Annotated in this window: 26 protein-coding genes and 2 other annotated features; of the genes, 19 read left to right on the top strand and 7 right to left on the bottom strand. The window is 41.4% G+C overall.

The features are described 5' to 3' along the window. Positions 1-474 precede the first annotated feature (474 nt). Complete coding sequence (locus B9Z54_RS01020) at positions 475-1,617, bottom strand: CAP domain-containing protein (protein ID WP_205207645.1); 1,143 nt, start codon at positions 1,615-1,617, stop codon at positions 475-477. Between the two features lie 456 nt (positions 1,618-2,073). Here B9Z54_RS01020 and speD point away from each other — a divergent pair, with 456 nt between their 5' ends. Next, a complete protein-coding gene (speD, locus tag B9Z54_RS01015; RefSeq protein ID WP_113926680.1) occupies positions 2,074-2,895 on the top strand; it encodes an adenosylmethionine decarboxylase in 822 nt (273 codons plus the stop codon). 84 nt (positions 2,896-2,979) lie between these two features. Here the strand turns inward: speD and B9Z54_RS01010 are convergent, their stop codons facing one another. Beyond that, on the bottom strand, positions 2,980-3,171 hold the full coding sequence (locus B9Z54_RS01010) for an alpha/beta-type small acid-soluble spore protein (RefSeq protein WP_113926679.1): 192 nt from the start codon (positions 3,169-3,171) through the stop codon (positions 2,980-2,982). 548 nt (positions 3,172-3,719) lie between these two features. Between B9Z54_RS01010 and B9Z54_RS01005 the strand changes: the two genes are divergently transcribed. The 4 genes from B9Z54_RS01005 to B9Z54_RS00990 all read left to right on the top strand — a co-directional run bounded on the left by B9Z54_RS01005 (position 3,720) and on the right by B9Z54_RS00990 (position 7,402). After that, positions 3,720-4,388 carry a GNAT family N-acetyltransferase gene (locus B9Z54_RS01005; protein ID WP_113926678.1) on the top strand — a complete coding sequence of 223 codons (669 nt, stop codon included), beginning with the start codon at positions 3,720-3,722 and terminating at the stop codon, positions 4,386-4,388. Positions 4,389-4,740: 352 nt separating this feature from the next. Then, complete coding sequence (locus tag B9Z54_RS01000) at positions 4,741-4,938, top strand: hypothetical protein (RefSeq protein ID WP_113926677.1); 198 nt, start codon at positions 4,741-4,743, stop codon at positions 4,936-4,938. 57 nt (positions 4,939-4,995) lie between these two features. Then, a complete protein-coding gene (locus B9Z54_RS00995) occupies positions 4,996-6,567 on the top strand; it encodes a DEAD/DEAH box helicase (protein WP_113926676.1) in 1,572 nt (523 codons plus the stop codon). Between the two features lie 79 nt (positions 6,568-6,646). Then, positions 6,647-7,402 (top strand): exodeoxyribonuclease III, encoded by a 756-nt coding sequence (locus B9Z54_RS00990; RefSeq protein WP_113926675.1) that lies wholly within the window; start codon positions 6,647-6,649, stop codon positions 7,400-7,402. A 149-nt stretch (positions 7,403-7,551) separates the two neighbouring features. On the opposite strand, the gene B9Z54_RS00985 is transcribed toward B9Z54_RS00990, so the two are convergent. Both B9Z54_RS00985 and B9Z54_RS00980 read right to left on the bottom strand, forming a co-directional pair. Next, the gene (locus B9Z54_RS00985; protein WP_113926674.1) at positions 7,552-7,971 is read right to left on the bottom strand and encodes a VOC family protein; all 420 of its coding nucleotides are present in this window, start codon (positions 7,969-7,971) and stop codon (positions 7,552-7,554) included. Positions 7,972-8,059: 88 nt separating this feature from the next. Continuing rightward, positions 8,060-8,260: a hypothetical protein gene (locus B9Z54_RS00980; protein ID WP_113926673.1), complete on the bottom strand. Its 201-nt coding sequence runs from the start codon at positions 8,258-8,260 to the stop codon at positions 8,060-8,062. Positions 8,261-8,418: 158 nt separating this feature from the next. Here B9Z54_RS00980 and B9Z54_RS00975 point away from each other — a divergent pair, with 158 nt between their 5' ends. Further along, a complete protein-coding gene (locus B9Z54_RS00975) occupies positions 8,419-9,345 on the top strand; it encodes a DMT family transporter (RefSeq protein WP_205207644.1) in 927 nt (308 codons plus the stop codon). 343 nt (positions 9,346-9,688) lie between these two features. On the opposite strand, the gene B9Z54_RS00970 is transcribed toward B9Z54_RS00975, so the two are convergent. After that, complete coding sequence (locus tag B9Z54_RS00970; protein ID WP_113926672.1) at positions 9,689-11,011, bottom strand: short-chain fatty acid transporter; 1,323 nt, start codon at positions 11,009-11,011, stop codon at positions 9,689-9,691. Positions 11,012-11,167: 156 nt separating this feature from the next. On the opposite strand from B9Z54_RS00970, the gene B9Z54_RS00965 reads away from it, so the two are divergent. After that, on the top strand, positions 11,168-11,947 hold the full coding sequence (locus tag B9Z54_RS00965) for a S1C family serine protease (protein WP_162785039.1): 780 nt from the start codon (positions 11,168-11,170) through the stop codon (positions 11,945-11,947). Between the two features lie 3 nt (positions 11,948-11,950). Here the strand turns inward: B9Z54_RS00965 and B9Z54_RS00960 are convergent, their stop codons facing one another. Continuing rightward, positions 11,951-12,244, bottom strand: coding sequence for a hypothetical protein (locus tag B9Z54_RS00960; protein WP_113926670.1), 294 nt, complete (start codon positions 12,242-12,244; stop codon positions 11,951-11,953). 198 nt (positions 12,245-12,442) lie between these two features. Here B9Z54_RS00960 and B9Z54_RS00955 point away from each other — a divergent pair, with 198 nt between their 5' ends. From B9Z54_RS00955 to B9Z54_RS00940, 4 genes are all read left to right on the top strand, one after another. After that, the gene (locus B9Z54_RS00955; protein ID WP_113926669.1) at positions 12,443-12,748 is read left to right on the top strand and encodes a DUF6509 family protein; all 306 of its coding nucleotides are present in this window, start codon (positions 12,443-12,445) and stop codon (positions 12,746-12,748) included. A gap of 18 nt (positions 12,749-12,766) precedes the next feature. Continuing rightward, complete coding sequence (locus B9Z54_RS00950) at positions 12,767-13,027, top strand: DUF1292 domain-containing protein (protein WP_113926668.1); 261 nt, start codon at positions 12,767-12,769, stop codon at positions 13,025-13,027. 335 nt (positions 13,028-13,362) lie between these two features. After that, positions 13,363-14,256: a DMT family transporter gene (locus tag B9Z54_RS00945; RefSeq protein WP_162785038.1), complete on the top strand. Its 894-nt coding sequence runs from the start codon at positions 13,363-13,365 to the stop codon at positions 14,254-14,256. 36 nt (positions 14,257-14,292) lie between these two features. Continuing rightward, positions 14,293-14,571: a hypothetical protein gene (locus B9Z54_RS00940; RefSeq protein WP_113926666.1), complete on the top strand. Its 279-nt coding sequence runs from the start codon at positions 14,293-14,295 to the stop codon at positions 14,569-14,571. 36 nt (positions 14,572-14,607) lie between these two features. On the opposite strand, the gene B9Z54_RS00935 is transcribed toward B9Z54_RS00940, so the two are convergent. Further along, positions 14,608-15,783 carry a glycosyl hydrolase family 18 protein gene (locus B9Z54_RS00935; RefSeq protein ID WP_113926665.1) on the bottom strand — a complete coding sequence of 392 codons (1,176 nt, stop codon included), beginning with the start codon at positions 15,781-15,783 and terminating at the stop codon, positions 14,608-14,610. A 195-nt stretch (positions 15,784-15,978) separates the two neighbouring features. Between B9Z54_RS00935 and B9Z54_RS00930 the strand changes: the two genes are divergently transcribed. The 8 genes from B9Z54_RS00930 to B9Z54_RS00900 all read left to right on the top strand — a co-directional run bounded on the left by B9Z54_RS00930 (position 15,979) and on the right by B9Z54_RS00900 (position 23,378). Next, positions 15,979-17,112 (top strand): zinc-dependent alcohol dehydrogenase, encoded by a 1,134-nt coding sequence (locus B9Z54_RS00930; RefSeq protein ID WP_113926682.1) that lies wholly within the window; start codon positions 15,979-15,981, stop codon positions 17,110-17,112. A 113-nt stretch (positions 17,113-17,225) separates the two neighbouring features. Then, positions 17,226-18,068, top strand: a complete 843-nt coding sequence (locus B9Z54_RS00925) for a GNAT family N-acetyltransferase (protein ID WP_113926664.1) — start codon at positions 17,226-17,228, stop codon at positions 18,066-18,068. 15 nt (positions 18,069-18,083) lie between these two features. Continuing rightward, complete coding sequence (locus B9Z54_RS25435) at positions 18,084-19,094, top strand: hypothetical protein (RefSeq protein ID WP_240189752.1); 1,011 nt, start codon at positions 18,084-18,086, stop codon at positions 19,092-19,094. Then, positions 18,979-19,275: a thiamine phosphate synthase gene (locus tag B9Z54_RS00920; protein ID WP_275887764.1), complete on the top strand. Its 297-nt coding sequence runs from the start codon at positions 18,979-18,981 to the stop codon at positions 19,273-19,275. The genes B9Z54_RS25435 and B9Z54_RS00920 overlap by 116 nt, the downstream gene beginning before the upstream one ends. Positions 19,276-19,298: 23 nt before the next feature. Continuing rightward, the gene (locus B9Z54_RS00915; protein ID WP_113926662.1) at positions 19,299-19,514 is read left to right on the top strand and encodes a hypothetical protein; all 216 of its coding nucleotides are present in this window, start codon (positions 19,299-19,301) and stop codon (positions 19,512-19,514) included. Positions 19,515-19,637: 123 nt separating this feature from the next. Then, positions 19,638-19,853 carry a hypothetical protein gene (locus tag B9Z54_RS26335; protein WP_481747767.1) on the top strand — a complete coding sequence of 72 codons (216 nt, stop codon included), beginning with the start codon at positions 19,638-19,640 and terminating at the stop codon, positions 19,851-19,853. A gap of 291 nt (positions 19,854-20,144) precedes the next feature. Beyond that, positions 20,145-20,368: a binding site (T-box leader), on the top strand. A gap of 37 nt (positions 20,369-20,405) precedes the next feature. Further along, positions 20,406-20,630, top strand: a binding site (T-box leader). Between the two features lie 53 nt (positions 20,631-20,683). Further along, positions 20,684-22,594 carry a threonine--tRNA ligase gene (thrS, locus tag B9Z54_RS00905; protein WP_113926661.1) on the top strand — a complete coding sequence of 637 codons (1,911 nt, stop codon included), beginning with the start codon at positions 20,684-20,686 and terminating at the stop codon, positions 22,592-22,594. Next, complete coding sequence (locus tag B9Z54_RS00900) at positions 22,521-23,378, top strand: O-methyltransferase (RefSeq protein ID WP_345840675.1); 858 nt, start codon at positions 22,521-22,523, stop codon at positions 23,376-23,378. The genes thrS and B9Z54_RS00900 overlap by 74 nt, the downstream gene beginning before the upstream one ends. Positions 23,379-23,393 lie beyond the last annotated feature (15 nt).

Here is a 23,393-nt window from a genome sequence, read left to right as displayed (position 1 = left end):
ACTTAAATTCCAGCCCAAGTGTCGCTTAGTAAGCTACTATAGAACAACTTCACACTTAAATTCCAGCTCAAGTGTCGCTTAGTAAGCTTCTATAGAACACTTCACACTTAAATTCCAGCCCAAGTGTCGTTTAGAGAGCTTCTATAGAACACTTCAGGCTTTAATTCCAGCCCAAGTGTCGCTTAGTAAGCTCCTATAGAACACTTCACTCTTTAATTCCAGCTCAAGTGTCGTTTAGAAAGCTCCTATAGAACACTTCGCACTTAAATTCCAGCCCAAGTGTTGCTTAGAGGGCTTCTATAGAACACTTCAGTCTAAATTTCTAGCCAAATTGTCGCTTAGAACTTCTTAAACAATCGTGCACCGACCATTTTTTCTTGAAAAGTTTAAGTCGGAGTTTTTTTAAACCTCACTGTCTTATAAAAAAGTCTTGATAAAAAAGAAAAACCGCACCTGAGAAAGGCACGGTCCAGCTTAATTACTAAAAAAGTTTTCTGTATAATAAGGCTGGGATTCCTCGTTAAAGGCTACTCCAACACCGAGGAATTCGTAGTCTTCCTTAACAATGTTCTTTCTGTGACCCATTGAATTCATCAACCCTTCATGAGCGAAGATGGAGCTGAATTGCCCATAAGCGAGATTTTCACCGGCCACAGTAAAGGCAATATCATCCTCCTGCATCCTGTCAAAGGGCGACTGGCCTTCCAAGTTGGTATGATTGAAGTAATTGTTCTCAGCCATATCCAGACTATGGTCGCGCGCAGTACCTCTGACATGGTCATTCCAAGTCAAAACTGGGAGACCATGATTGACCCGGGTGGCATTGGTAAGGTCAAAGAGCTGATACTCGAAACCTTCTTTCAATTCTTCACTTTCAGCAGAGTAGATGTCTTTTTTGCCATGTTCCAAATCTTCATCTATAATCTGCAAAGCAGTAACGCTATCATTTTCGTGTTTATCATAAAAAACGGTAATGTAGCTATTGTCACGCTGGTAAATCTCATATTCACCATCATCCTGCAGTTGGTAATAGACCAAGCCTTTTCTAATTTTAGTAATGGGCTCGCCGAGGGTTTCATGAACTTCTTGCTTGGAACTGTTTAAAGCGACCCCTGAATCGGAAGCTATTAGATCCTGGTTGGTGTAAAGCGCGCTCACCTGATCGTTATCATCATAGGCGGCCATCAGGAAGTTATGGTAATCCTGGTGATAGGCATGCCACTCTACACCATACTCATTGACGGATGAGCGGACAGGTGTGCCCAACATGTCCTCAACGGTTTCTCTTGTATCGCCCATTTCTAGGTTGTGAATGGAGAACACCTGATTCTCTGGCTTTGTCAGTTCAGGCTTACTTACCTCAACTGCTTCTGTCTCTTCATTTGGTTCTTTCACTTCTTCTTTTACATCTTGGAGCGAACCTTCCAACCCGTAAATAATGGATCCTATCTTATCATTCATCTTGGTTAATGCCTCTTGCACCTCAGGTTTTTCTTTAAAAGAGTCTAATTTAGCAATTGTATCATTCATGAAGGAAGAATCCAGATAATCTTCCCAATAAGGCTTCGTATTAAAAGCAACAACTATAATTATTATGAGCATCAGTAGTCTTCTCATAGTCCACGCTCCAATCCTACTTCCATTTTACCCGAATTCCTGTTTATCAAAAACTATGCGGCGCATCAATTGTTCTTTTTTATGCTGGAAAATAAAACTAAATTGCTTTCCATTTGAAATAATCTGTTTGTATAACTGTTTACTTGGTGCTTTCTATAACCCAAAAGCACTCTAAACGAGAGAGAAGCTCTTTTTTCCTGCTCAACATGATTTTTTTAGTTAATGTCGTTATTTTTCGATATACATTATAGATAGCTGCAAAGATTAAGAATAAAGCTTATTTCATTAACCTCACTAATTTTCATTTCAAGTGTATGATCTGCCAGTTTCCTCATCAAGCTCAAATCATGGTTAAAAGAATATCGTTTTATTCTCTGAATGACAGGGTATCATAACAAATAACCAAGAGTTGAAACATATAGTTTCTGCATCATTTTACATAGGGGGAAAGAAATCATGAAAATGTCTCATGAAGAAAGAATCCAGCTTCACGAATTTAATAACCTGACTAAATCACTGAGTTTCAACATGTATGATATATGTTATACAAAAACAAGGGAAGAGCGGGAGGCTTATATTGAGTATATCGATGAACAGTATAATGCAGACCGTCTCACAAAGATCCTATCCAATGTATCGGATATCATCGGGGCACATGTTCTCAATATAGCAAAACAGGATTATGTCCCACAAGGTGCTTCAGTCACCATTCTTGTTTCTGAAGGTCCGATTGTTGAAGTGCCGAATGAGCATTTCGATGAGTCCCCAGGACCGCTTCCTTCAGCGGTTACCATGCAGCTCGATAAAAGCCATATCACCGTCCATACTTATCCTGAGTACCATCCTCATGAAGGGATCAGTACATTCCGTGCTGATATCGATGTATCCACTTGCGGGGAGATTTCACCTCTTAAAGCACTAAATTACCTGATCCATTCATTTGAAACGGATGTCATGACGATGGATTACAGAGTAAGAGGATTTACAAGGGATATCAGCGGACGCAAGTTATTCATTGATCATGATATTAATTCAATCCAGAATTATATCCCTGAGGAGATAAAAGAGGAATACGATATGATCGATGTGAATGTTTATCCTCAAAATATCTTTCACACGAAGTGCAAACTGAAAGAATTTGATTTGAACAATTACTTATTCGGATATACGAAAAACAAGCTTGAGGAAGGAGAAGTCAAAGAAATCACCAACAAATTGAAGTTAGAAATGGATGAAATCTTTTATGGAAAAAATATGCCGGGAAGCTCCGGTCAATAACCCAAAAGTCCTCATAATGATGGCTCTTTTATATGGAAAAACAGAACCAGGTCCCCTTAATTCAAAAGGGGACCTGATTCTTTATTAATTCTGTCCTTCAGCCAGCGTCTGTTGTGCAAGAGCGACGAGACGTTTTGTCATCTCTCCTCCAACAGATCCGTTGGCGCGCGCGGTAGTATCTGCTCCAAGTGTTACTCCAAACTCATTGGCGATTTCTTCTTTCATCTGGTTCAATACTCTTTCTGATCCAGGAACCACAAGTTTGTTTCTTGCCATGGTAGAATCACTCCCGATGAAGGATTGAGCAAGAATATGCTCATTCCTTAATTTAACCCTATAAGAGACAATTCATTAGTGATTCTTAACAACTTCAGCGAGCCAATTATTTCTATTCAAGAGGTAAACGATATTTTCCTCTAGAGTTATTATAGTGAATCAGCTCTCAGTGATTATTATCATAGCTGGCAAAGGGTAATCTATTTTTTTCAGTAAAAGAAGGTGAACAAAAATCCATATCAGATTTCACTATTTGCCATCAATTTGGTAAAATAATAGAAAAATCAGAATAAAAGGAAGTGTTGTTATCAGTTTCCATTTTGATTGGAACAGATTAAAAAAGGCAGGATTCAAGAAGATAATCCTTTATGGTGCAGCGCTTTTAGTTGCACTCGCCGGTCTCTGTGCAGCTGTAACCTTGATTCTCCTTTTGGTGCTTGAAAAGTTTGATGACCGCTACAGTGAAACTGAGGCAGAAGAAATTGGACTGGACGCTGGATTGAGCTCCAATGTTTCATCTTTATGGAAATGAAAGGGAGGCTGCCCAATTGTATAGTAAGAAGCTTTATGTTTTTCAAAAAGATAAACCTTTTGCCGCTGAAATCAGATCCTATGATCATTCCGATTTTCCAGGATTGATTAGGGTTCAGCAGGAGAGCTTCCCCCCGCCATTTCCTTCAGATCTTTGGTGGAATGAAGAGCAGCTTTCAAATCATATTAAGTTGTTCCCAGAAGGAGCCCTATGTATAGAAGTGGAAGGAGAGATTGCCGGTTCGATCACTGGCATGATAACCTGCTTTGATCCGGCTAAAATCAATCATTCTTGGTCAGAATTGACGGGTAACGGGTATATCAACACTCATGAGCCCAATGGAAATGCATTATACATAGTAGACATTGGGGTATCTCCAAAGTACAGAGGACTCGGCTTGGGAAAAGCATTGATGAATTCCATGTATGAAGTGGTCATTCAACTGCGTTTGCAACAGCTAATTGGGGGCGGAAGAATGCCTGGGTATGGAAAAGCAGCCAATAAAATGTCGGCTGCTGAATATCTGGAGGCCGTAGTCAAAGGTGAACTTCATGATAAAGTCATATCCTTCCTGCTAAGATGCGGACGTTTGCCTGTCGGCGTTATTCCTGATTATATAGAAGACGAAGAATCCAGAAACTATGCTGCGCTAATGGAGTGGAGAAATCCATTTTTAAGCAATTAAGTAAAACCTCATTTTTGAGGTTTTTTATTTTGTGCTCTCCTATATTAGATTTCATTATAGGTTTCAATAAGTCTTACTGAAACGGTCTAAAGCTTGAGAAAAATTCTTTGTCTGCCTGAGATAATTATCTAAGCAAAATAAAAGAATTAGGTTATTTTATAACTTTTTTAAATCCCTGTAAAGAAATCACGATTTTTCATTCAGTATGTTCTCGACAATCCCTGACACTCCTCGAGAATTAATTTGTAATTTGTCATTTTGAGTGCTATCATTCACTATACACCTGTTATCAACCTGCTAGCAGGTTGATAACAGGTGCTAGAAAGCTGTCATGAAGGGAAGTTAAGTTACTGTGAGTGATCAAAACAGGATACAGTTAAATGTTCGTATAAGCAAAGATACAGCCGATATGCTTGATGAAATTGTGGAATATTATCAAAAAAACACTAAGCTTGGCAGAGTATACAAAGGCGATGTGCTGACAGATATCATCGAAAAATCTCACGGATTAATGGAAAAGCAGAAAGCTATTCAGAATAGAAAGTACTAAAACTCAGATACACAAAGCATCATATTTCCTTTATAAGGTGAAAGTAGGGATTCCATTTTGAAAGACTTTAAATCGTTAGGGATTTCTGAAGAGATTACTTTAAGGCTTCAGAAAAATAATGTAACCACTCCAACCCCCATTCAGGAGAAAGCAATACCTTCTGTGATGGAGCATAAAGATGTAATCGCACAAGCACAAACCGGAACAGGTAAGACACTTGCTTTTATATTGCCGGTCATCGAAAAGTTTGATTTTGAAAAGCAAAGCATTCAAGCATTGATAGTGACTCCGACCAGGGAGCTTGCCCTACAAATAACGGAAGAAGTCCGGAAGCTGATCCGCCATATTGAAGGAATCAGCGTTCTCCCTGTATATGGCGGACAGGATGTAGATAAGCAGCTTAGTAAACTAAGAAGGAATGTCGGAATTGTTGTTGGAACTCCCGGAAGGATTTTAGATCATATCGGACGTGGAACCATTGATTTGTCGCATTTAGACACTCTGGTATTGGACGAAGCCGATCAGATGCTCCATATTGGTTTCTTGAAAGAAGTCGAAATGATAATAAGGGAGACCCCTGCGAGTAGGCAGACTCTGTTGTTTTCAGCGACCATTCCCGATGAGATCAAAGTTCTCTCCAAAAAGCATATGAAAAATCCGCAATATATCTCTGTGGAAAGAACACAAGGACCTGCAAAGAGTGTTAAGCAATTGGCAGTATTCGTCAACGACCGAGCGAAACAATCTACACTTATCGATATGATAAAAGAAGAACAGCCCTATCTTGCGGTCATTTTCTGCAGAACCAAACGAAGAGTGTCTAAATTATATGGTGAACTAGTTTCATTCGGATTTAGTTGTGATGAGTTGCACGGTGACTTGTCTCAGGCAAAACGCGAGAAGGTAATGAAGAGATTCCGGGAGGCGGAGTTTCAATTATTGATTGCTACTGATGTTGCTGCCAGGGGCCTTGATGTTGAAGGTGTCACACATGTTTTCAATTATGATATTCCGGAAGATGCGGACAGCTATGTACACCGAATTGGAAGGACAGGAAGAGCAGGGGAAACAGGTCTTGCCGTTACATTCTATTCCCCGGCCCAAAAAGATGATCTGACTCAAATTGAAAAAGAATTGAACATTAAGCTTCCTAAGCAAACTATTGGAAACGTCACTGACAGGGAGTCCAAGCCTAAACAAAAATCGGCAAAGAAACCAAGTGCCCCAAGAGAAAGAACAACTAAAGAGAAACAGGGACGGAGCAGCCGGAGTACAGAGGACCGTTCACGCTCAAGAAACAGCAGAGGCACCAAGCCTGCAGCCTCTGATAATCCTAGAAGCAGTAAACCTGCCAAATCATCATCTGCAAAAGGCAGAAAGCGTTCAAATGTGTTGGAAGCCAAAGAGGTCTCACGGGGATCTCTCCATAAGTTCGCTGATAATAGCAGCAAAGGCGGAAAGAGCCGCAGCAGCTCTTCAAGAGGGAAAACAGCCGGCAGGCCGGCTAAAGGTTCTTCGACAGGCAGGAATCAAAGAAAAAATAAAAACTTTAAAAGAGTATGGAATCCTAAGGGTTCATACTCTTTTCTTATTTGCCGGCCAAAAGGGAGGGGTGCTTTAATGTATTAAAGCTGGTTCTCTCTACGTGAAGACACCCTTGTTTTCTGTTAGAATAGTATCCTAGTAAATCAACGGGAGAGAAGCATTTATGAAATTAGTATCGTGGAATGTTAATGGGATAAGGGCTTGTGTGAAAAAAGGTTTTTTAGACTTTTTCCATGAGACCGATGCCGATATTTTTTGCATACAGGAATCCAAGCTTCAGGAAGGACAAATTTCTCTGGAATTGGAAAGCTATCATCAGTACTGGAATTATGCTGAACGGAAAGGATATTCCGGAACAGCAGTGTTTACGAAAGAAAAGCCTCTATCCATCTCTTACGGAATCGGGGAGGAAGAGAGTGAACCAGAAGGACGGTCCATCACCTTGGAGTTTGAGAAGTTTTTCTTATTGAACGTTTATACCCCCAACTCAAAACGAGACTTAACCAGACTGGCAGACAGGCTCAACTGGGAGGAACGAGTCAGATCCTATATTAAAGAATTGGATGCTGTCAAACCCGTAATCTATTGCGGAGATTTAAATGTCGCACACAATGAAATTGACCTTCGCAATCCTAAATCCAATGATGGCAATTCAGGGTTCACACAGCAAGAACGGGATAAAATGACACTTCTTCTTGAAGAAGGCTTCATAGACAGCTTCCGGCATTTATATCCTGAGAGAGATCAGTCATACACCTGGTGGTCTTATATGAGTAAAGTCAGAGAGCGGAATATAGGATGGAGAATCGATTATTTTATTGTTTCTGAAAGGCTTAAAGGTACCTTAACTGATGCCGGGATGCATACGGATACACTTGGCAGCGACCATTGTCCAGTTTTCCTTGATCTGGATATTTAATTTATCTTTATAGGTAATCTTTATTGATCAATCGGATACAATTTATCCTAAATAACCAGGATAGTAAGAAAGAAAAGGAGACAGCTGCCCATCCAGAGGGACAAAGCTTTGGCTGTATCTTAAAGCAGAAGTGACCTGTCCACAGCAGGTCACTTTTCATTTGGATAATCACAATATTCTATAATCGTTCCTTCCGTATCAGCAGGATTCAGGTAGATGAGCCTTCTTCCATGTTTGTTGGTGCGCAAAGTGTCTTCCAGTGTACGTATCCCTTGCTCCTGAAGTTCTGCGAGTGCGTTATCCAGGTTGTCGACCCTGTAAGCCACGTGGTGGACACCCTTGCCTTTCTGCCTGATGAATCTTGCAATGGGAGAAGTGGTATTGTTCGTCGGAGAAAGCAATTCAAATCGGTCATCATGAAGGCCGATAATGGCGATTTCACTTTCAACACCGGCCGCTTCGCTCCTATATCTATCAATCAACACTCCTCCTAATACATTCGTATAGATATGTATGCTGTTATCTAAATCCCTGACAGCAATGCCGATATGATCTAACTTCTTTTCCATAGTTTCGTTCACTCCTTTTCCTCATTCTACATCAATTAATAGCTATCCCACAAAGAAGGAGACTGGCCCGAAAGCAGTCTCCCTGAGTTTATAGCGACCTTCTGTGAAGCAGTTCTTTGACTGCAAGATAAAAGATCACGAGTGAAAATACCACAATAACGATTACTGCCAAGCCTGCCAATGGTGCAGCCAGCGGGCCTAAAAATCCTGCAGCAGCAACACCTGTAACATACAGCAAAGAAAATCCTGCCCCGATTGCAGCTAGGAATAACAACAAGTAATAATGCATATGGTTCCCCTCCTTTAAGAATATCGTATGAAAGCAAAGGAGGGCTTGATTGGTCATTTAACCAGTGGGAGACAATTCTAATCAGCTGCTAGTTATCAGGCATGGTTATAAAGGACGAGCATATAGTGTAGTAAAGTCTATAGCAGAAGGGATCATTGATGCGTAATATGAATGCTAAACTTGCCGCTTCATTATATGCGGGAATGGCGATTTTTTTCTGGGGAGTTTCTTTCGTATCTGCAAAAGTGGTGTTGGGTAAACTTGATCCGTTCACTCTGATTGTCTTTCGCTTTGGAATAGGAGCTGTCTTCTTGTTCGCCATTATCCTTTTGACGAGAGAGAAGATTCTGTTTTCTGCGCGTTATTTACCGCATTTGTTCATACTCTCCATACTGGGCACATTCTGTCATCAGCTGCTTCAAACGACTTCGCTTATATTCATCGATGCTTCGTCGGCTGGGTGGCTCATTTCCGTCACACCCGTTTTCACTGTTTTACTTTCCATGATTTTTTTACATGAAAAGATGAATTTAGGTAAGGCTCTCGGAATCATAGCCGCCATTACGGGAGTCATGATGGTTACTACAGCCGGGAGCAGCGGCGGTTGGCACTTCACTTTCAATATCGGCTTTTTCCTTATGCTGCTCAGCACCTTGAATTGGGCGGTGTATACTGTTCTTTTAAAAAGCTTAAAGATACCACTGGAGCCTACCGCTTTGACGTTTTATATCACGTTTATCGGTTTTCTTGTTTCTTTGCCATTTATCATTAGAAATCACGGATGGGAAAGTCTTCCCGGGATGACTTCAATAGAATGGGGGCACCTGATCTTCCTCGGTGTATTTGTATCTGGGACAGGCTATTGGTTCTGGGCTAAATCCTTGAAAGTACTCCAAGCTTCACAGGCAGGCGTCCTTTTATATCTTGAGCCGATTGTTACATTTGCAGCGGCCATTATCATCCTTCATGAAAAAGCGGTGGTAACCAGCATTGCAGGAGGATTGATTATCATTGCCGGGGTAGCGGTTGTGAACGGAAATTTCTTTTCAAGAAGAATCTCCAGCTTTCCCAGGATTAAAAAATAAAACGACAAGCAGATAGAAACAAGAACTGCTTGTCGTTATTGCTGCTATAAAGCTATTTTTGCAAAGATTGAGGTTGTATTAAAAGTAATGGATTTCCGCTCCAGGCGCACGGCTCCGAGGGGAAAGTCAAAGAGCTGGACGCCTGTTAGTCAGCAGAAGGGGGCAACCCTCCGTTCTAATCTCCCAACAGAAAAGGAAGGAATTTCCTTTTAGAAAGTTCGTTCTCAGATATCCCAAGAGTCGGATTTTCCCCTGGATACTAGTTTTTTCTCCGACCACTAAAACAGTTATTTTCTTTCTTGCTTACCAGGAATAAGCAGACCATTTAAATCAAATAAACCTATTATAAAAACAAAAGACCCAGTGAAATCACAATACCGCTAACGACCAATGTAATGGTACAGAACCCCATAATGTCTTTAGCTTTAAGCCCGGCAATGGCGAGTGCCGGCAATGCCCAGAAAGGCTGTATAAGATTCGTCCATGCATCACCCCAGGCAACAGCCATTGCCGTTTTGGCAGTCGATACTCCGAGTGTCTGCGCCGCTTCAAGCATGACCGGAGCTTGGACAGCCCATTGTCCGCCTCCAGAAGGAACAAAGAAATTGACGATTCCTGCGCTGATGAAAGCAAAGAACGGGAAGGTAAAGTCATTTGAAATCGATACAAAACCTTCAGACATGACCGCAGCCAGCCCTGAAGCCGTCATCATTCCCATGATTCCTGCATAAAACGGAAATTGAATAATGATTCCGCTCGCTCCTTTTACTGCATTAAGGACTGATTCCAAAAAACGTCTCGGCGTGCCATGAAACAGGATGCCCAGAAACAAGAATAAGAAATTAACGATATTTAAATTCAGCTGAAAACCGTTATTTACAAAATAGTATACTAAGAAAGCGATTCCCATAATCGAGGTTAATAAAGAAACAATATAGCTATTCTCCAGCCGTTCCGCGGGAGTATAATTCCCTGACGAAGCTGTATTCATTTCTGCATCATCTTCTTCCAGAATCCTTGGATCAACGGTCACTGTTTCACTCCCTGAAGGCATCATCATACGATTAAGGAGTGGGAGGATGATGAATAAGGCGAGGACGATTGCCACGTTAAAGACCGCAAAAATCGTTTCGTTCGTAGGAATGATACCAATTAAATTTTGAGAAAAATGTCCCTCGGTAGCAATTGTTAAAGGAATAGACCCCGAGAAGCCGCCGTGCCAAACTATAAAACCGCTGTAAGCGCTTGCAATTAAAAGCCTGTAATCTACATTTTTTACCCTTCTGGCCAGTTCCTTGGCAAATAGAGCACCAATGACGAGACCGAATCCCCAGTTGACCCAGCTGGCGATAATGGAGACAATCGTGACAATAATGATCGCTTGCGAAGGGGATTTAGCTGTTGAAGCCAAGTATCCCAATCCTCTCTTGAAAACAGGACTGCTTGCAAGTACATACCCAGTTACAAGGACAAGCACCATTTGCATCGAAAATGCCAGCAGCCCCCAAAATCCTTCTCCCCAGTATTGAACCATATTCATGACCGAGCTGTCTGTAAAGACCAAGCCAAGCGCCAGAACGATAAACGTCAGGATCACTACAAACAAAAAGGGATCAGGCAAAAACCGCTGCATGATTCTGTTGAAGAACGAAATCAACCTCTTCATCTTTAAATTCCTCCTTTTTTATGTTAGTACCTTCTATTACCTACTACTATTTTTTAAAACCTATAAATATTCCATAAAGAGAGCGGAAGTGTAATGATAGTAATCGAAGGCTGTTTTGCGTTACACTTAAGTCAGGAAAAACGAACGGAGGAACATATGGATAATCATAATAATCCTCATCCACGAGAAGAAGAAGAAAAAGATGTTTTCAGTGATGAGCCTGATCTGGAAGATTTTTTATCCGAAGAACAGGAAGACGCACCAGCAAGGAAGAAAGCCAGATCTTTTTTGGCAAAGTTTATGGCTTATGCGATAGCCCTTAGTTTGGTCATAAGTGTCCTTGCTGTCTGGGTAAGGGTGTTTAATATGCCATCCTTCTCATTTCTTGAAAAGTCAAATGAGCTTTCAAAGATTGAAAACATTCAAAATTATAAAGAAGCAGTAGTTACCATCGAAGGCAATGGGGTAAAGGGGACCGGCTTCAATATTGCCGAGGAAGGTACCATTGTGACGAACTACCACGTGATAGAAAACATGACCTCCATCACAGTGATTTTTCCAAGCGGTGATATAATGCAGGCGACTGTTACAGAACAATTCCCGGATTTGGATATTGCCATGCTGCAAGTGGAGGGAACAGATCTGCCTTACCTTGAAATCAAGGAAGGAAAAGGGTGGGGGGCTGGCGATCCCATTTATGTCATAGGAAACCCGCTTGCATACAATCAGATAGTGATGGAAGGTGACATCAGCAAATCAGAAGACAGGTTGTACCTTACAGCACCGATTGAGAAGGGTAATAGCGGAAGCCCAGTCATAGACTCCGATGGAAAGGTGATTGGAGTTGTATATGCTATGACAGTCCCGGCAATAGGGAGCGGAAAAGAACCTGAGGGACTGGCTGTTCCGGTCAATGAAATACCAGTCCTTCAATAAAGGCTATTTCTTTTCGAGTATTTCCGTGATCACGAAGCAAAGTTCTTCATTACCGTACATTTCGAGAACGGAAAGCAGGGAGGAGAGAGGAATTACATCAGACTCTTCTTTTGGAAGGGTGGAGTCATGTGCTTCAATTAGAAGAGGATTCTTTTCCTGATGCGGGTATGCTTTTGTATAAACCTTCTGGGGATCCAGTTCATTGTTCCGGCACCATTGAGCAAAAGCAAGGATCATCATTTTTTCGTCCTGCTGGTACTTTTGAATAATTTCTTTTTCTGTAAGGTGGCTGGTCATTACATTTCTCCTTGTCGGTTTTATTGACGTTTAAATGGAAAGTTTCCCGGGAAACCGCAGGATATGACAGTTTACCTGAACTTTATACATCCTATATACTTATCTTAAATATTTCAGCATAGTTTGTCGAATAAGTGTATAATTGCGGGGGATTTACTAAAATTAATCTTTAGAAGTATCGAAAGGAATGCATGAGTTATGAAAATTACTGGATATACAGTTGAACAACTCGAAGATCCAACGGGAATCCTCCAAGGTGAGCGGTATGAATACCTTTTGGAAGTTGAAGTTCCGGAAGATGACGAACTATATACCGAAAACGGCCTTTTGATCAAAGCCATATACGCGGTAGATGAAAGAGGCGCACGCATCGCCCAGTATTATCTCATGGAACAATCCACTGAAAAATACCTCGATTTTGAACTTGAAGAAGAAGAGGAAGAGTTGATCACTACATATATTGCCCAGTATCATTATGAGGAAGAATCTGAATCAGTTCAATAGATGAAAGGAGAATGCTATATGGAAAGTGTAAAAGTAGGAGAAGTATTTACGTTAATCGGGGAAGATGATCAGGAGCAGGATATCGAGGTTCTTGCCACTTTGACTTTGGAGGGAAATGACTATGCAGCCGTTGCCTTTGCAGATGATGTGCGGGAACAGTCTCAGGAGGATATGGATATCTTCTTTTTAAAAGTGGATTCTGATGGCGACTTGACAGGAATTGAAGAAGATGATGAATTTGCTAAAGTGTCAACTGCATTTTCTGAGAATATGGGCTAAACGTGTTTTAGATTAAGTGCTTCTGGATTTTCGGAAGCACTTTTTTTGTTGGTAAGAGCAGTTCAATACATGGGAGTTTTTATTTTTCCAAGTGGCTGTTCGCTTTGATACAAATAAAATAATAAGAGGAACTACAGCTTTCCTAAGAGAGAGAAAAAATACTCCCATTTTCACTATGCATTATAAGTGGCTGCCGCATGTTTGAAAGCTCTGTAAGACACTCTTTTTTCCAATTCACTTTCCTTTACAGACAGCACCCGCCCTGATAAATTAGACACATTACTGTTTTCGAAAGAAGTGTGAGGAACGTGTCCAAATCGGGCCTTTATATTTTATTGTTTTTATTGATGGTCGTATGGGGTTTTAATGTTTCTGCCATCAAGATTCTTGTTACTCATTTCCCGCCAGTCCTGATCCAGGGAGTTCGCGTTATGCTGGCGGGGATGGCAGTCATCTTCTTTTTGGTTTTAAAGAAAAGCTTCCATAAAGTTTCCAGAAGGACCTTGGCTGGTATATTGACAGCTGCTTTATTTGGAGTGCTGGGACATCATCTTTTTCTTGCCATCGGCCTTACTGAAACCACCGCTACCAACGCGGGATTGATATTGGGACTTGTCCCTTTATCCACCTCCATCATGGCCATGGTTTTCTTGAATGAGAAACTGACCATCTTGAAAACCATGGGGATTTTTGCTGCTTTATTTGGGGTATATCTCATAGTAATGAACGAAAAAGGAACTCTTTCAGGTCTATCAATGGGCGACCTGTACATCCTTGGAGCCGTATTGACACAGGCAGTGAGCTTCATCCTGATTAAAAAGCTGAGTGTAAGCATCGATTCCCGTCAAATGACAGGCTTAATGCTTTTCATGGGTTCCATTCTGCTTATCATAGCAAGTTTCTTTTTCACAGAAACAGAAACTGTTTTTGCTGCTGAGAAGCCTGCCTATGTCTGGTGGGCGCTGATAGGTTCCGCCATCCTTGCAACCGGTCTGGGACATATGCTTTATAACTACAGCATTCATAGGCGTGGGGCGGGGGCGACATCTATTTTCATCAATCTGACACCGTTCTTTTCAATAGTCGGATCTTCTCTTTTCCTGGGGGAGGAAATTCAGCCTAAGCACATAGTGGGCTTTTGTTTCATCGTACTTGGTGTTCTTCTTGGCACTGGTACATTCAGGGCACTATTGAAGAAACGGAAGAATCAAAAACAGTTATCCGCTTAAACTATGAACACCTCTCAGTAACGAAGGAGCCATATCATGATCTTTTTATTTCTGCTTCTTTTGACTGGAGCACTTATTGTCGGTTTCATTCAAAAGTATATTTTAAGGATCAAAGAGCCCGAAGTGGAAGAATTATGGATCGAACTTGAAGAGCAGGATTGGTACAGGGAGCTGCAGTCAGATCCTCAAATAGAGGAGTTTCTGAATTATTCCAAGCGTGATGGACTGCTGGAGGATCCTTATTATGTCCGGAAGATCATTGATAAGGAAGGCCATAGGGACGGCTTTATTAAACATGTGAAAGAAAAGGCATAAATGAAAACAGCGGGTGGATATCCCGCTGTTTTCATTTTACTCTTCATCATTATTTTTGGCCCAGAATAACTGTTTCTCCCTTTCAACACTCTCTTTCAGAACCTCGGAAATTACTTTCCCCAAACTGTGGGCACCCTCGGCATCATGTCCCGCTTCCCATATCATCATTCCGCCGAAATCATTCTGCAGAGCCAACTCTGTTTTTCGCTGGATAGTAGATTTACCATTATAGTGGTATGTCATGCCGTCTATCGTCACAGCATCCTTATCTGGATTTTCCGCTCCCTTTTTAATTATCGCCGAGAACGAGATAGGAGCTTCAGCAGGATCTTCAGGTTGTGCATAGAAAGGAACTCCAAGAACCAACTTATCCTTAGGTAGACCGTTTTCATTAAAGAACCGGCTCCAATAGCCGACTATATTTTCAGCAAAAGGAAAAGGGGATAAATTAGCTGCATTATATCCGCCGTCCCACTGGCCATCGTAGGCCATGATATTAACATAATCTACGTCTTTGAACATAGAAGGCAAGAAAACAACGGATTTATTCTCTTGGCCGGTCACACTGTCTACTTTAGAATAGACAGCGATGGAGAGCTCTTTATTTTGAGCTTTAAGCATGGCATTTAATTCTTTTATAAAAGCAGCCAGATGTTCTGCATCCTTCTCAGAACGAGGATGTTCAAAGTCGATATCAACCCCATCCAGGTGCTCATCCATCACCACTTCCATCAATTCATTGACAAGCGTCGTTCTTGAATCAGCATTATAAATCGCTTCCTGGAAATAAGGATAGGTTTCACCGCCTCTTATATGAAACCAACCCCCTACTGCAAGCAGTACTTTGGTATCGTTTTTTTGCGCCAGTCTCACTGTCTCCCGTAAATTAGTCCGCGCATGTTCCCCGTTGAATAGAAGCTTGCCATTCTCAGCAGGATGGGCGAATGAAAAAATCACATGAGACAAATAGGGGTAGTTGATTTTCCCCGGGTCGTGGTGATCCTGAATATAACCCATCACAACCTTAGTGGAAAACTCTTTTCTATCTTCAACTTCTTTAATAGGGAAATTAACCATTTTCTCAGAACGGATTGGATGAAAATCAAGTTTTATTTTATCTGCTTTAGCTGCCAGATAAGAAGTTCCGGCGTAGAAACCCGCCACAAATGTAAAAACAGCTGCAAAAAGAAGCAATAAATTTCGCTTGGTCATGGGTGAAAAGCCTCCTGTCAGTTTATGCTTTTAAAAGTTTACCAGAAAACGAGAGGAGAGAGAGTTGGTAATATCACCCGAGACCTCATTAACACTCAACCCCTTAGATGAAATGAATAGGAGCGGAACGTCTTTCTAATACTATATTTGGAAACAAAAACAAGAAGAGTGAATTATGACAAATGGAGTGATGAAATGAAGGCAGTAACATACCAGGGAAAGTACTCAGTAGCAGTTAAAAAAGTTGATGCACCAAGGATTCAAGATCCTCAGGATGTCATCATCAAGATTACTTCGACAGCAATTTGCGGCTCTGACCTTCACCTGTATCAAGGGAATTTCCCTTTACCAATAGGGTATGTCATTGGGCATGAACCTATGGGAATCGTAGAAGAGGTCGGCCCAGAAGTCACAAAGGTGAAAAAAGGAGACAGGGTCGTCATTCCTTTCACCGTTGCTTGCGGTACCTGTCATTACTGCAATCACCACCAGGAAAGCCAATGCGACAACGCCAACCCTCACTATGACTCTGGCGGCTATTTCGGATATTCAGAGAAATTTGGGGATTACCCCGGCGGACAGGCTGAATACCTCAGAGTACCCTATGGTAATTACACTCCTTTCTTAATTCCAGAGAACTGCGAATTGAATGACGAACATTTACTTTTCCTTTCTGACGTCCTGCCCACAGCCTATTGGAGCGTGGAAAACGCAGGAGTGAAGAAAGGAGATACCGTCATAGTACTTGGTTGTGGACCGGTCGGATTGATGGCTCAGCAATTTGCCTGGAAAAAAGGAGCAGAACGAGTCATTGCCGTAGATTACATTGATTACAGATTAAATAAATCCAAGAAAATGAACAAAACTGAAACATTTGATTTCACACAATATGACGATATGGGAGAGACCCTGAAGGAGCTGACAAAAGGTGGCGCTGATGTAGTCATCGATTGTGTGGGAATGGATGGAAAGAAATCTCCTCTGGAATTTGTTGAACAAAAGATGAAGCTTCAGGGAGGGACACTCGGGCCGATCCAAATCGCTACAAAAGCCGTAAGGAAATGCGGAACCGTCCAATTGACCGGTGTTTACGGAGGTCTATATAACATGTTCCCTTTAGGACCGTTTTTCACCAGGAACATTACCATTAAAACGGGACAGGCACATGCAAGAAGCTATATGGGAACTATGTATGACATGGTGGTTAAAGGTGAAATTGATCCCACAGCCATCATTACCCACAAACTTCCGCTTGATGATGCAGCTCATGGATACAAAATTTTTAACAAGAGAGAAGATGACTGCATCAAGGTTATATTGAAGCCATAAGCAACACTCATGCAAAGCTGCCTGAAAAACGGGCGGCTTTTTATCACTTTTAAAGGTATTGAGATGGTGAATAAAGAAGTAAGTTACATCCCATTAAAATGGAGTTGTAAGTTATGATACGGAATTATTCACCATCAGATTCGAACGAGATCAATGAATTATTTGCCGCCATCGATACCGGATATGAAATTGACAGTGCTGAAGGTATCGAAAAAAATGCGGGAAAGTTCATCCTCTATGAAGAAGACGGTATAAAGGGAGCCGCATATGCAGCATTGTCTGTTAACGAAGTAGGTGAAAAACAGGCTGATTTGAAAATATATGTTGAACCTTCGTCAAGGAAACGCGGAATAGGGACAGAATTATTCCACGAGCTTTCAGCTTATGCGGAAAAGGAGAAGCAAGAAGTCTTAATTGCTTCATTCCGTACAGATAAAATGAATCCGGCAGGTTTCTGTGTGAAAAATGGAATGGAAAAATGGTGGGGCTCTCCGAGTCTCGTCTATAAGGGCCCTTTATTTCCAGACCCGCAGACACAATTCGAGTTGTATGATGATAAGCTGTTTCAGCAGTTTGTCAACATCGTTCAGGAATGCTACTATCCCTTACATAAAGAAATCGACCTGAAGCCCTATCTGGCATCTTCTGAAAGTGTGAGGGCCTATCAATTGAAAGATCCTGAGAATGTTTACGTTGCAATGTATGGAGAAGAAATCATGGCGTCCGTTTCAATCGGAAGAGGAGAAGTGGATAACTTAATGGTTTCACCCCGCTTCCAAAAAAGAGGTTTGGGTAGAGAGGCTTTGCATTTTGCCATGAATAGATTGCTAAACAGTGGATATGAAGAAATCCACATTTGTTATATGGAAAATAACAAGGCAGCGGAAAATTTATACTATACTGCGGGATTTATGATGGCGGAGAATATGGATGTCTATCGAAAATACATAGTTTGACTGCCAGGAGGCCTCATGAGAAAAATAAACGGATACAAATTACCACCTGAGGTATTAGAATCTTGGAGAGACAAATTCATTCCAGAGAATGAAATCTTATTTTTTAGGGAAGAGTCTGGTTACATACCTTCTGAAAAGTATTTACCTGAAAAATCCCAATCCTTTTCCCTAGATGAGAGAACCTCCTTTACAACCTGGGCTGTAAGCAGGGAAGCAAGATACTTCGTTAAAATTAACGCTAAAGATTTCCGGAAGTTGAATGAAGGCCAGCAAAAGAAAGCTATAAAAGAGCAGCGGCTGCTTCAAAGAGGGATGACTTACACTGAAAAGGAACTTATCCAGCTATTGAATGGAATCACTCATGCCGATGAAGTACTGAAGGTTCTTGAACCATCCACCTTTGTTGATGAAGCCGGCGAAGAGAAGGTATATATGCTGCAGTATTACCATTGGAACTCCTTATCCTCACAAGTGCAGACTAAATTCCTTTTAAACTATGCTGAATTATGGACGGATGAACAAGCAGCCTTTGAAAACCTTGATGAACGCACCCAACAGGAGCTGAAGGAAGAATACCATTCTCTATCATCTTTCATTGATTTTTTCCCGTCCAAAAATGGCCCTAACTGTCTTTCAGCTGCTGCAGCAGGATTTACTGCGGATATAAAGATTATCGAGGATTGGATGAAGCCTGACCGTTTTCACTCTCTCTTGAATCACTACGGGTATACACCCATTGATAAAGCAGCTACTCAAAAGGGGGATGTTCTGGTGTGGAGGGACGAACACCAACGAACCATGCATGCTTGCTTTCTTTTGAATGACCAGTACAGTTTTAATAAGCACGGACAGACCATGTTCAATCCTTGGCAGGTTCTACCGGTAGAAGAGGTCATGAATGTTTGGAATCGTGGTGGATTTTCTATGCAACTTCACAGAAAAGAGCAGGACAAAAACAAAAATCCCCGGACAAGGCAGTGTTGGAAGCAGACAGATTGTCGGCATCGGTGGTATAAATACCGCTAACGCTGCGCAGGTCATTAGAGCGGGTGCGGATGGGACAGCAGTCATATCCTGTATAAGCAAAAACCCGGATCCAATATCTACTGTCAAGGATTTAAAAAGGAAATACAAAAGCCAAAAAAATGAATCAAAAATTCTATTGATTGTAGAAACTATTCTCTTCTCTCCCTCGTCTAACAAGTAAGGAATTAGAAGGAGGGAATGACTTTGACTACCGATCAAAAGACAACTGTATTGCTATTAACTCTCGTTTCCACTGTAATCGGGGTTACCTTTAGACTTTTAGATGTCAGCCGATCATCTCATGAGCTAATATCCTTCCACAGTATGGATATCCTTATTTTAATGATTATCATGGTGATAAGCGGGACGGGACTCCTTCTGGTCAGGTCCGATTCTTTTAGATTCAAGAAGCAAAGGTGAGAATTGTGAAAATTAATTTTTATTGCGGTGAAGTATTAAGCGGCAGAACAGAAGTAGGGAAATCGGCAATCGGAAAAGGTCCATGCTTATCATCATGCCAAACCATTTTATACGGCACATATAGTGGCCATTCTCAAGAAACATATAGCTTTTTTGACCACTTTGGAACAAAGTGATCATCCCATCACGATGGAACGGATGTTTGTCATTGAAGATTTAGCTGCAACGGTTCTAGACAATCAAGGTTCATGCAAGGTAAATACGATTCTAGGAAAAATTCAGGATTTTAAGCATCTACTCTGGCATATTGTTTCCGGGGAACCTCTTGATCAATACTAATCACGTTATTACCTTACCTTAGTTAACTAATTAAACTCCTGTGTTTGATGGTCTCATACTTAGAATACCACTAATAGGGCTAAGCCTCCGCATCTGTCGTGAGCTGAAGAGTAGTGGCACGGCAGCACATTTTCAGGATTGTCAAAATTTGAACACTTGAGGGTGGATCTTTATTTACAGCTTATTTTAAGACAGCAAGGAATCCTCCAGCAGAAGTAAACAATTAAGGGCGAATTTTTCAAAATTCCAGTTGACTTAGATTGGAATATGCGATATATTAATAAAAATTTATATGAGACGTTGAAAAGGATAAGAGTTTTTCTTGACCGGTTCACAGAGAGGGAAGGCATGGCTGAAAACTTCCTAATGCTGAAAGAAAAACTTACCGCCTTGGAGTTGTATTGAGGAAATCATAGTATTCAATACCGTATTGCTGCGATAAAGCACCATAAGCCGCCAAAACCTTGGCGGGAAGCTGGGTGGAACCACGGGTCCAAAACACACTCGTCCCTTTATTGGGATGCGTGTGTTTTTTTGTTTCCAAAATGAATAAAGATAGCGATGATAAGGACACGGGTTTTTCTTAAACGGTTCACAGAGAGGGAAGGCACGGCTGAAAACTTCCTAACGCAGAAGAAAACACTTACCCCCTTTGAGCTGCATTGGTGAAAATTGAAGTAATCAATGCCGCAAGTGCTGCGATACAGCAAAATGAAGCCGCCGGGGATTGGCGGGAAGCTGGGTGGAACCGCGGGTAAACACACACTCGTCCCTTTTACAGGGATGGGTGTGTGTTTTTTTTATTCTTAATTTAAAAGGAGTGGAGCAACATGAGTCAAATACTCATCAAGTTTCCAGATGGACAGAAAAAGAATTACCCGGCGGGAATATCATTATCAGCAATAGCCCAGTCAATCAGCCCCAGCTTAAAGAAAAAATCTGCAGGCGGTAAAGTTAACGGTGTAATGTACGACTTAAGCCGTCCAATTGAAGAGGATGCAGAAATTGAATTACTGGATTTGGTTTCTGCTGAAGGAATACAATTACTGAGACACAGTACAGCCCACCTATTGGCACAAGCCGTAAAGCGTATCTTTGAAAATGTAAATTTAGGCATTGGACCAGTCATTGAAAATGGTTTTTATTATGATTTAGACCTAGGTCAGAATATTTCCGAGTCTGATTTAGAGAAAATCGAGAAGGAAATGAAAAAGATCATTGCTGAAAATCACCCATTTCTCCGGCAGGAAATTTCGAGAGAAGAAGCAAGGGACTTATTTTCTGAGGACCCTTTAAAGTTAGAGCTGTTAGATGATATACCCGATGGAGAAAAAATCACTGTCTACAAGCAGGGGGAATTTACAGATCTGTGCAGAGGGCCCCATTTACCATCTACAGGGGCAGTAAAGCACTTCAAGTTAACTCATGTTTCTGGTGCATATTGGCGTGGAGACAGCAATAAAAAGGTTTTGCAGCGAATTTATGGTGTCGCTTTTTCATCCAAAGAAGAAATGGAGGAATACTTCCATTTCCAAAAGGAAGCCCAGAAGCGCAACCATCGCAAGCTGGGCAATGAGCTTGAGCTCTTCATGTTTTCAGAGGAAGCTCCGGGAATGCCTTTTTACTTGAATAATGGGCAAAAAATCCGGAATGAACTTCAATTCTTTCTGAGACAGCTTCAGCATTCTTATGACTATGAGGAAGTGCATACACCGATTATGATGAACAGAAAGCTGTGGAAACAATCTGGACATTGGGATCACTACAAAGACAATATGTACTTTTCGAAAGTAGACGACCAAAATTTCGCCTTGAAACCGATGAATTGCCCTGGTCATATGCTGATTTATAAAGATAAATTGCATTCCTACCGTGACCTCCCTATCCGTATGGCAGAATTCGGTCAGGTCCACCGTCATGAATTCAGCGGGGCGCTGAATGGAATGCTGCGGGTAAGGACATTCTGTCAGGATGACGCCCATATCTTTGTTACTCCACAGCAAATCGAAGAGGAAATCGCTTCTGCTTTAAAGCTGATAGACTATGTATACAATACATTCGGTTTCGAATACAGCATCGAGCTTTCCACTCGGCCGGAGGATTACATGGGAGAAGAAGTTCTTTGGGATAAAGCGGAAGCTTCGCTAAAAAATGTTTTGAACAACCTTGGATACAACTTTTCAATCAATGAAGGTGACGGCGCTTTCTACGGACCGAAAATCGACATCCATATTAAAGATGCCCTGAAAAGAAGCCATCAATGTGCTACTGTCCAATTGGATTTCCAGATGCCGGAGAAATTTGATTTAAACTATATCGATGAACATAATGAAAAAGTAAGACCAGTCGTCATCCATCGGGCGGTCTTCGGATCCATTGACCGCTTCCTCGGCATCCTAATTGAACATTTCGCAGGAGCGTTTCCTGTCTGGATGGCACCAGTACAAGTCAAGCTAATCCCGGTGTCTAACATACATCAACAAGATTATGCAGAAAAGGTATATAGAAGATTAAAACAAGAAGGGATCCGAGTGGAATTGGACTCCCGGGAAGAAAAAATGGGTTATAAAATGAGGGAGGCCCAAATGAAAAAAATCCCTTGTATTCTCGTCATCGGCGATTCTGAAGCTCAAAAGGAATCTGTGAATGTCCGCAGATATAATAGTAATGAAACAAACGAAGTCTCACTGGATGAATTTCTATACTCCATCCAACAAGAAATTCTCGATAAAAGTCTATGAACAGCAAACCGCCTTTCTTTATGATTGGCGGTTTTCCATTATAAAAGAATACAATTCCATAAAGAAAAAGGAAATGCTCTTACTTATGGAGAATTTACATACGGGAGGGATTCTTATGGAATTAACAGAAAGATGGCATGCAGTCGATGAGTATTTCAGCGAGAAGCTGCAAAGTAAAGATACCTTGATGGATTTAATTTTGCAAAAAAATCGTGATGCTGGATTACCTTCGATAGATGTTTCACCCAATCAAGGAAAATTTCTGCATTTACTTGTAAAACTAAAAGGCGCCAAAAAGATCTTGGAGATCGGGACTTTAGGAGGCTACAGCACTGTTTGGATGGCGAAGGCGCTGCCGGAAGATGGGGAACTGCTTTCCTTGGAGTTCAGCGAAAAGCATGCGGCTGTCGCCAACGAAAATATCCGCTCTGCGGGTCTGGAAAACAAAGTGAACATATTGACCGGACCAGCAATGGATACACTGCCGACACTGAAGGACAAGGGGTATGATCATTTCGATTTCATCTTCATTGATGCCGATAAATCCAATAATCCTTACTACTTTCAATGGGCGATGAAGCTTTCCAGACCAGGGACAGTGATCATTGTAGACAATGTTGTCCGAAAAGGAAACATTGTTGAGAAGGACAGTGAAGACCCTAACATTACCGGCACCCGAGAGATGTTCGATCTTTTATCAGGAGATTCCCGAATAGACAGTACAGGTATCCAAACGGTCGGCAGTAAGGGATATGATGGTCTATTATTCGGAATTGTGAAATAGACAGCTGGAGGAATA

Origin of the sequence: Bacillus sp. P14.5 (genome assembly GCF_003316765.1) — a bacterium.
Taxonomy (GTDB): domain Bacteria; phylum Bacillota; class Bacilli; order Bacillales; family Bacillaceae_B; genus Rossellomorea.
The sequence above is the reverse complement of the archived record's forward strand: the minus strand, read 5'-3'. Positions and strand labels throughout refer to the sequence as shown.

Coding starts and splice junctions, on each gene's coding strand:
- B9Z54_RS01020 (WP_205207645.1), bottom strand. CDS start 1,617: ATGAGAAGACTACTGATGCTCATAATAATTATAGTTGTTGCTTTTAAT.
- speD (WP_113926680.1), top strand. CDS start 2,074: ATGAAAATGTCTCATGAAGAAAGAATCCAGCTTCACGAATTTAATAAC.
- B9Z54_RS01010 (WP_113926679.1), bottom strand. CDS start 3,171: ATGGCAAGAAACAAACTTGTGGTTCCTGGATCAGAAAGAGTATTGAAC.
- B9Z54_RS00990 (WP_113926675.1), top strand. CDS start 6,647: ATGAAATTAGTATCGTGGAATGTTAATGGGATAAGGGCTTGTGTGAAA.
- B9Z54_RS00985 (WP_113926674.1), bottom strand. CDS start 7,971: ATGGAAAAGAAGTTAGATCATATCGGCATTGCTGTCAGGGATTTAGAT.
- B9Z54_RS00980 (WP_113926673.1), bottom strand. CDS start 8,260: ATGCATTATTACTTGTTGTTATTCCTAGCTGCAATCGGGGCAGGATTT.
- B9Z54_RS00975 (WP_205207644.1), top strand. CDS start 8,419: ATGCGTAATATGAATGCTAAACTTGCCGCTTCATTATATGCGGGAATG.
- B9Z54_RS00970 (WP_113926672.1), bottom strand. CDS start 11,011: ATGAAGAGGTTGATTTCGTTCTTCAACAGAATCATGCAGCGGTTTTTG.
- B9Z54_RS00965 (WP_162785039.1), top strand. CDS start 11,168: ATGGATAATCATAATAATCCTCATCCACGAGAAGAAGAAGAAAAAGAT.
- B9Z54_RS00960 (WP_113926670.1), bottom strand. CDS start 12,244: ATGACCAGCCACCTTACAGAAAAAGAAATTATTCAAAAGTACCAGCAG.
- B9Z54_RS00955 (WP_113926669.1), top strand. CDS start 12,443: ATGAAAATTACTGGATATACAGTTGAACAACTCGAAGATCCAACGGGA.
- B9Z54_RS00950 (WP_113926668.1), top strand. CDS start 12,767: ATGGAAAGTGTAAAAGTAGGAGAAGTATTTACGTTAATCGGGGAAGAT.
- B9Z54_RS00940 (WP_113926666.1), top strand. CDS start 14,293: ATGATCTTTTTATTTCTGCTTCTTTTGACTGGAGCACTTATTGTCGGT.
- B9Z54_RS00935 (WP_113926665.1), bottom strand. CDS start 15,783: ATGACCAAGCGAAATTTATTGCTTCTTTTTGCAGCTGTTTTTACATTT.
- B9Z54_RS00930 (WP_113926682.1), top strand. CDS start 15,979: ATGAAGGCAGTAACATACCAGGGAAAGTACTCAGTAGCAGTTAAAAAA.
- B9Z54_RS00925 (WP_113926664.1), top strand. CDS start 17,226: ATGATACGGAATTATTCACCATCAGATTCGAACGAGATCAATGAATTA.
- B9Z54_RS25435 (WP_240189752.1), top strand. CDS start 18,084: ATGAGAAAAATAAACGGATACAAATTACCACCTGAGGTATTAGAATCT.
- thrS (WP_113926661.1), top strand. CDS start 20,684: ATGAGTCAAATACTCATCAAGTTTCCAGATGGACAGAAAAAGAATTAC.
- B9Z54_RS00900 (WP_345840675.1), top strand. CDS start 22,521: ATGAAACAAACGAAGTCTCACTGGATGAATTTCTATACTCCATCCAAC.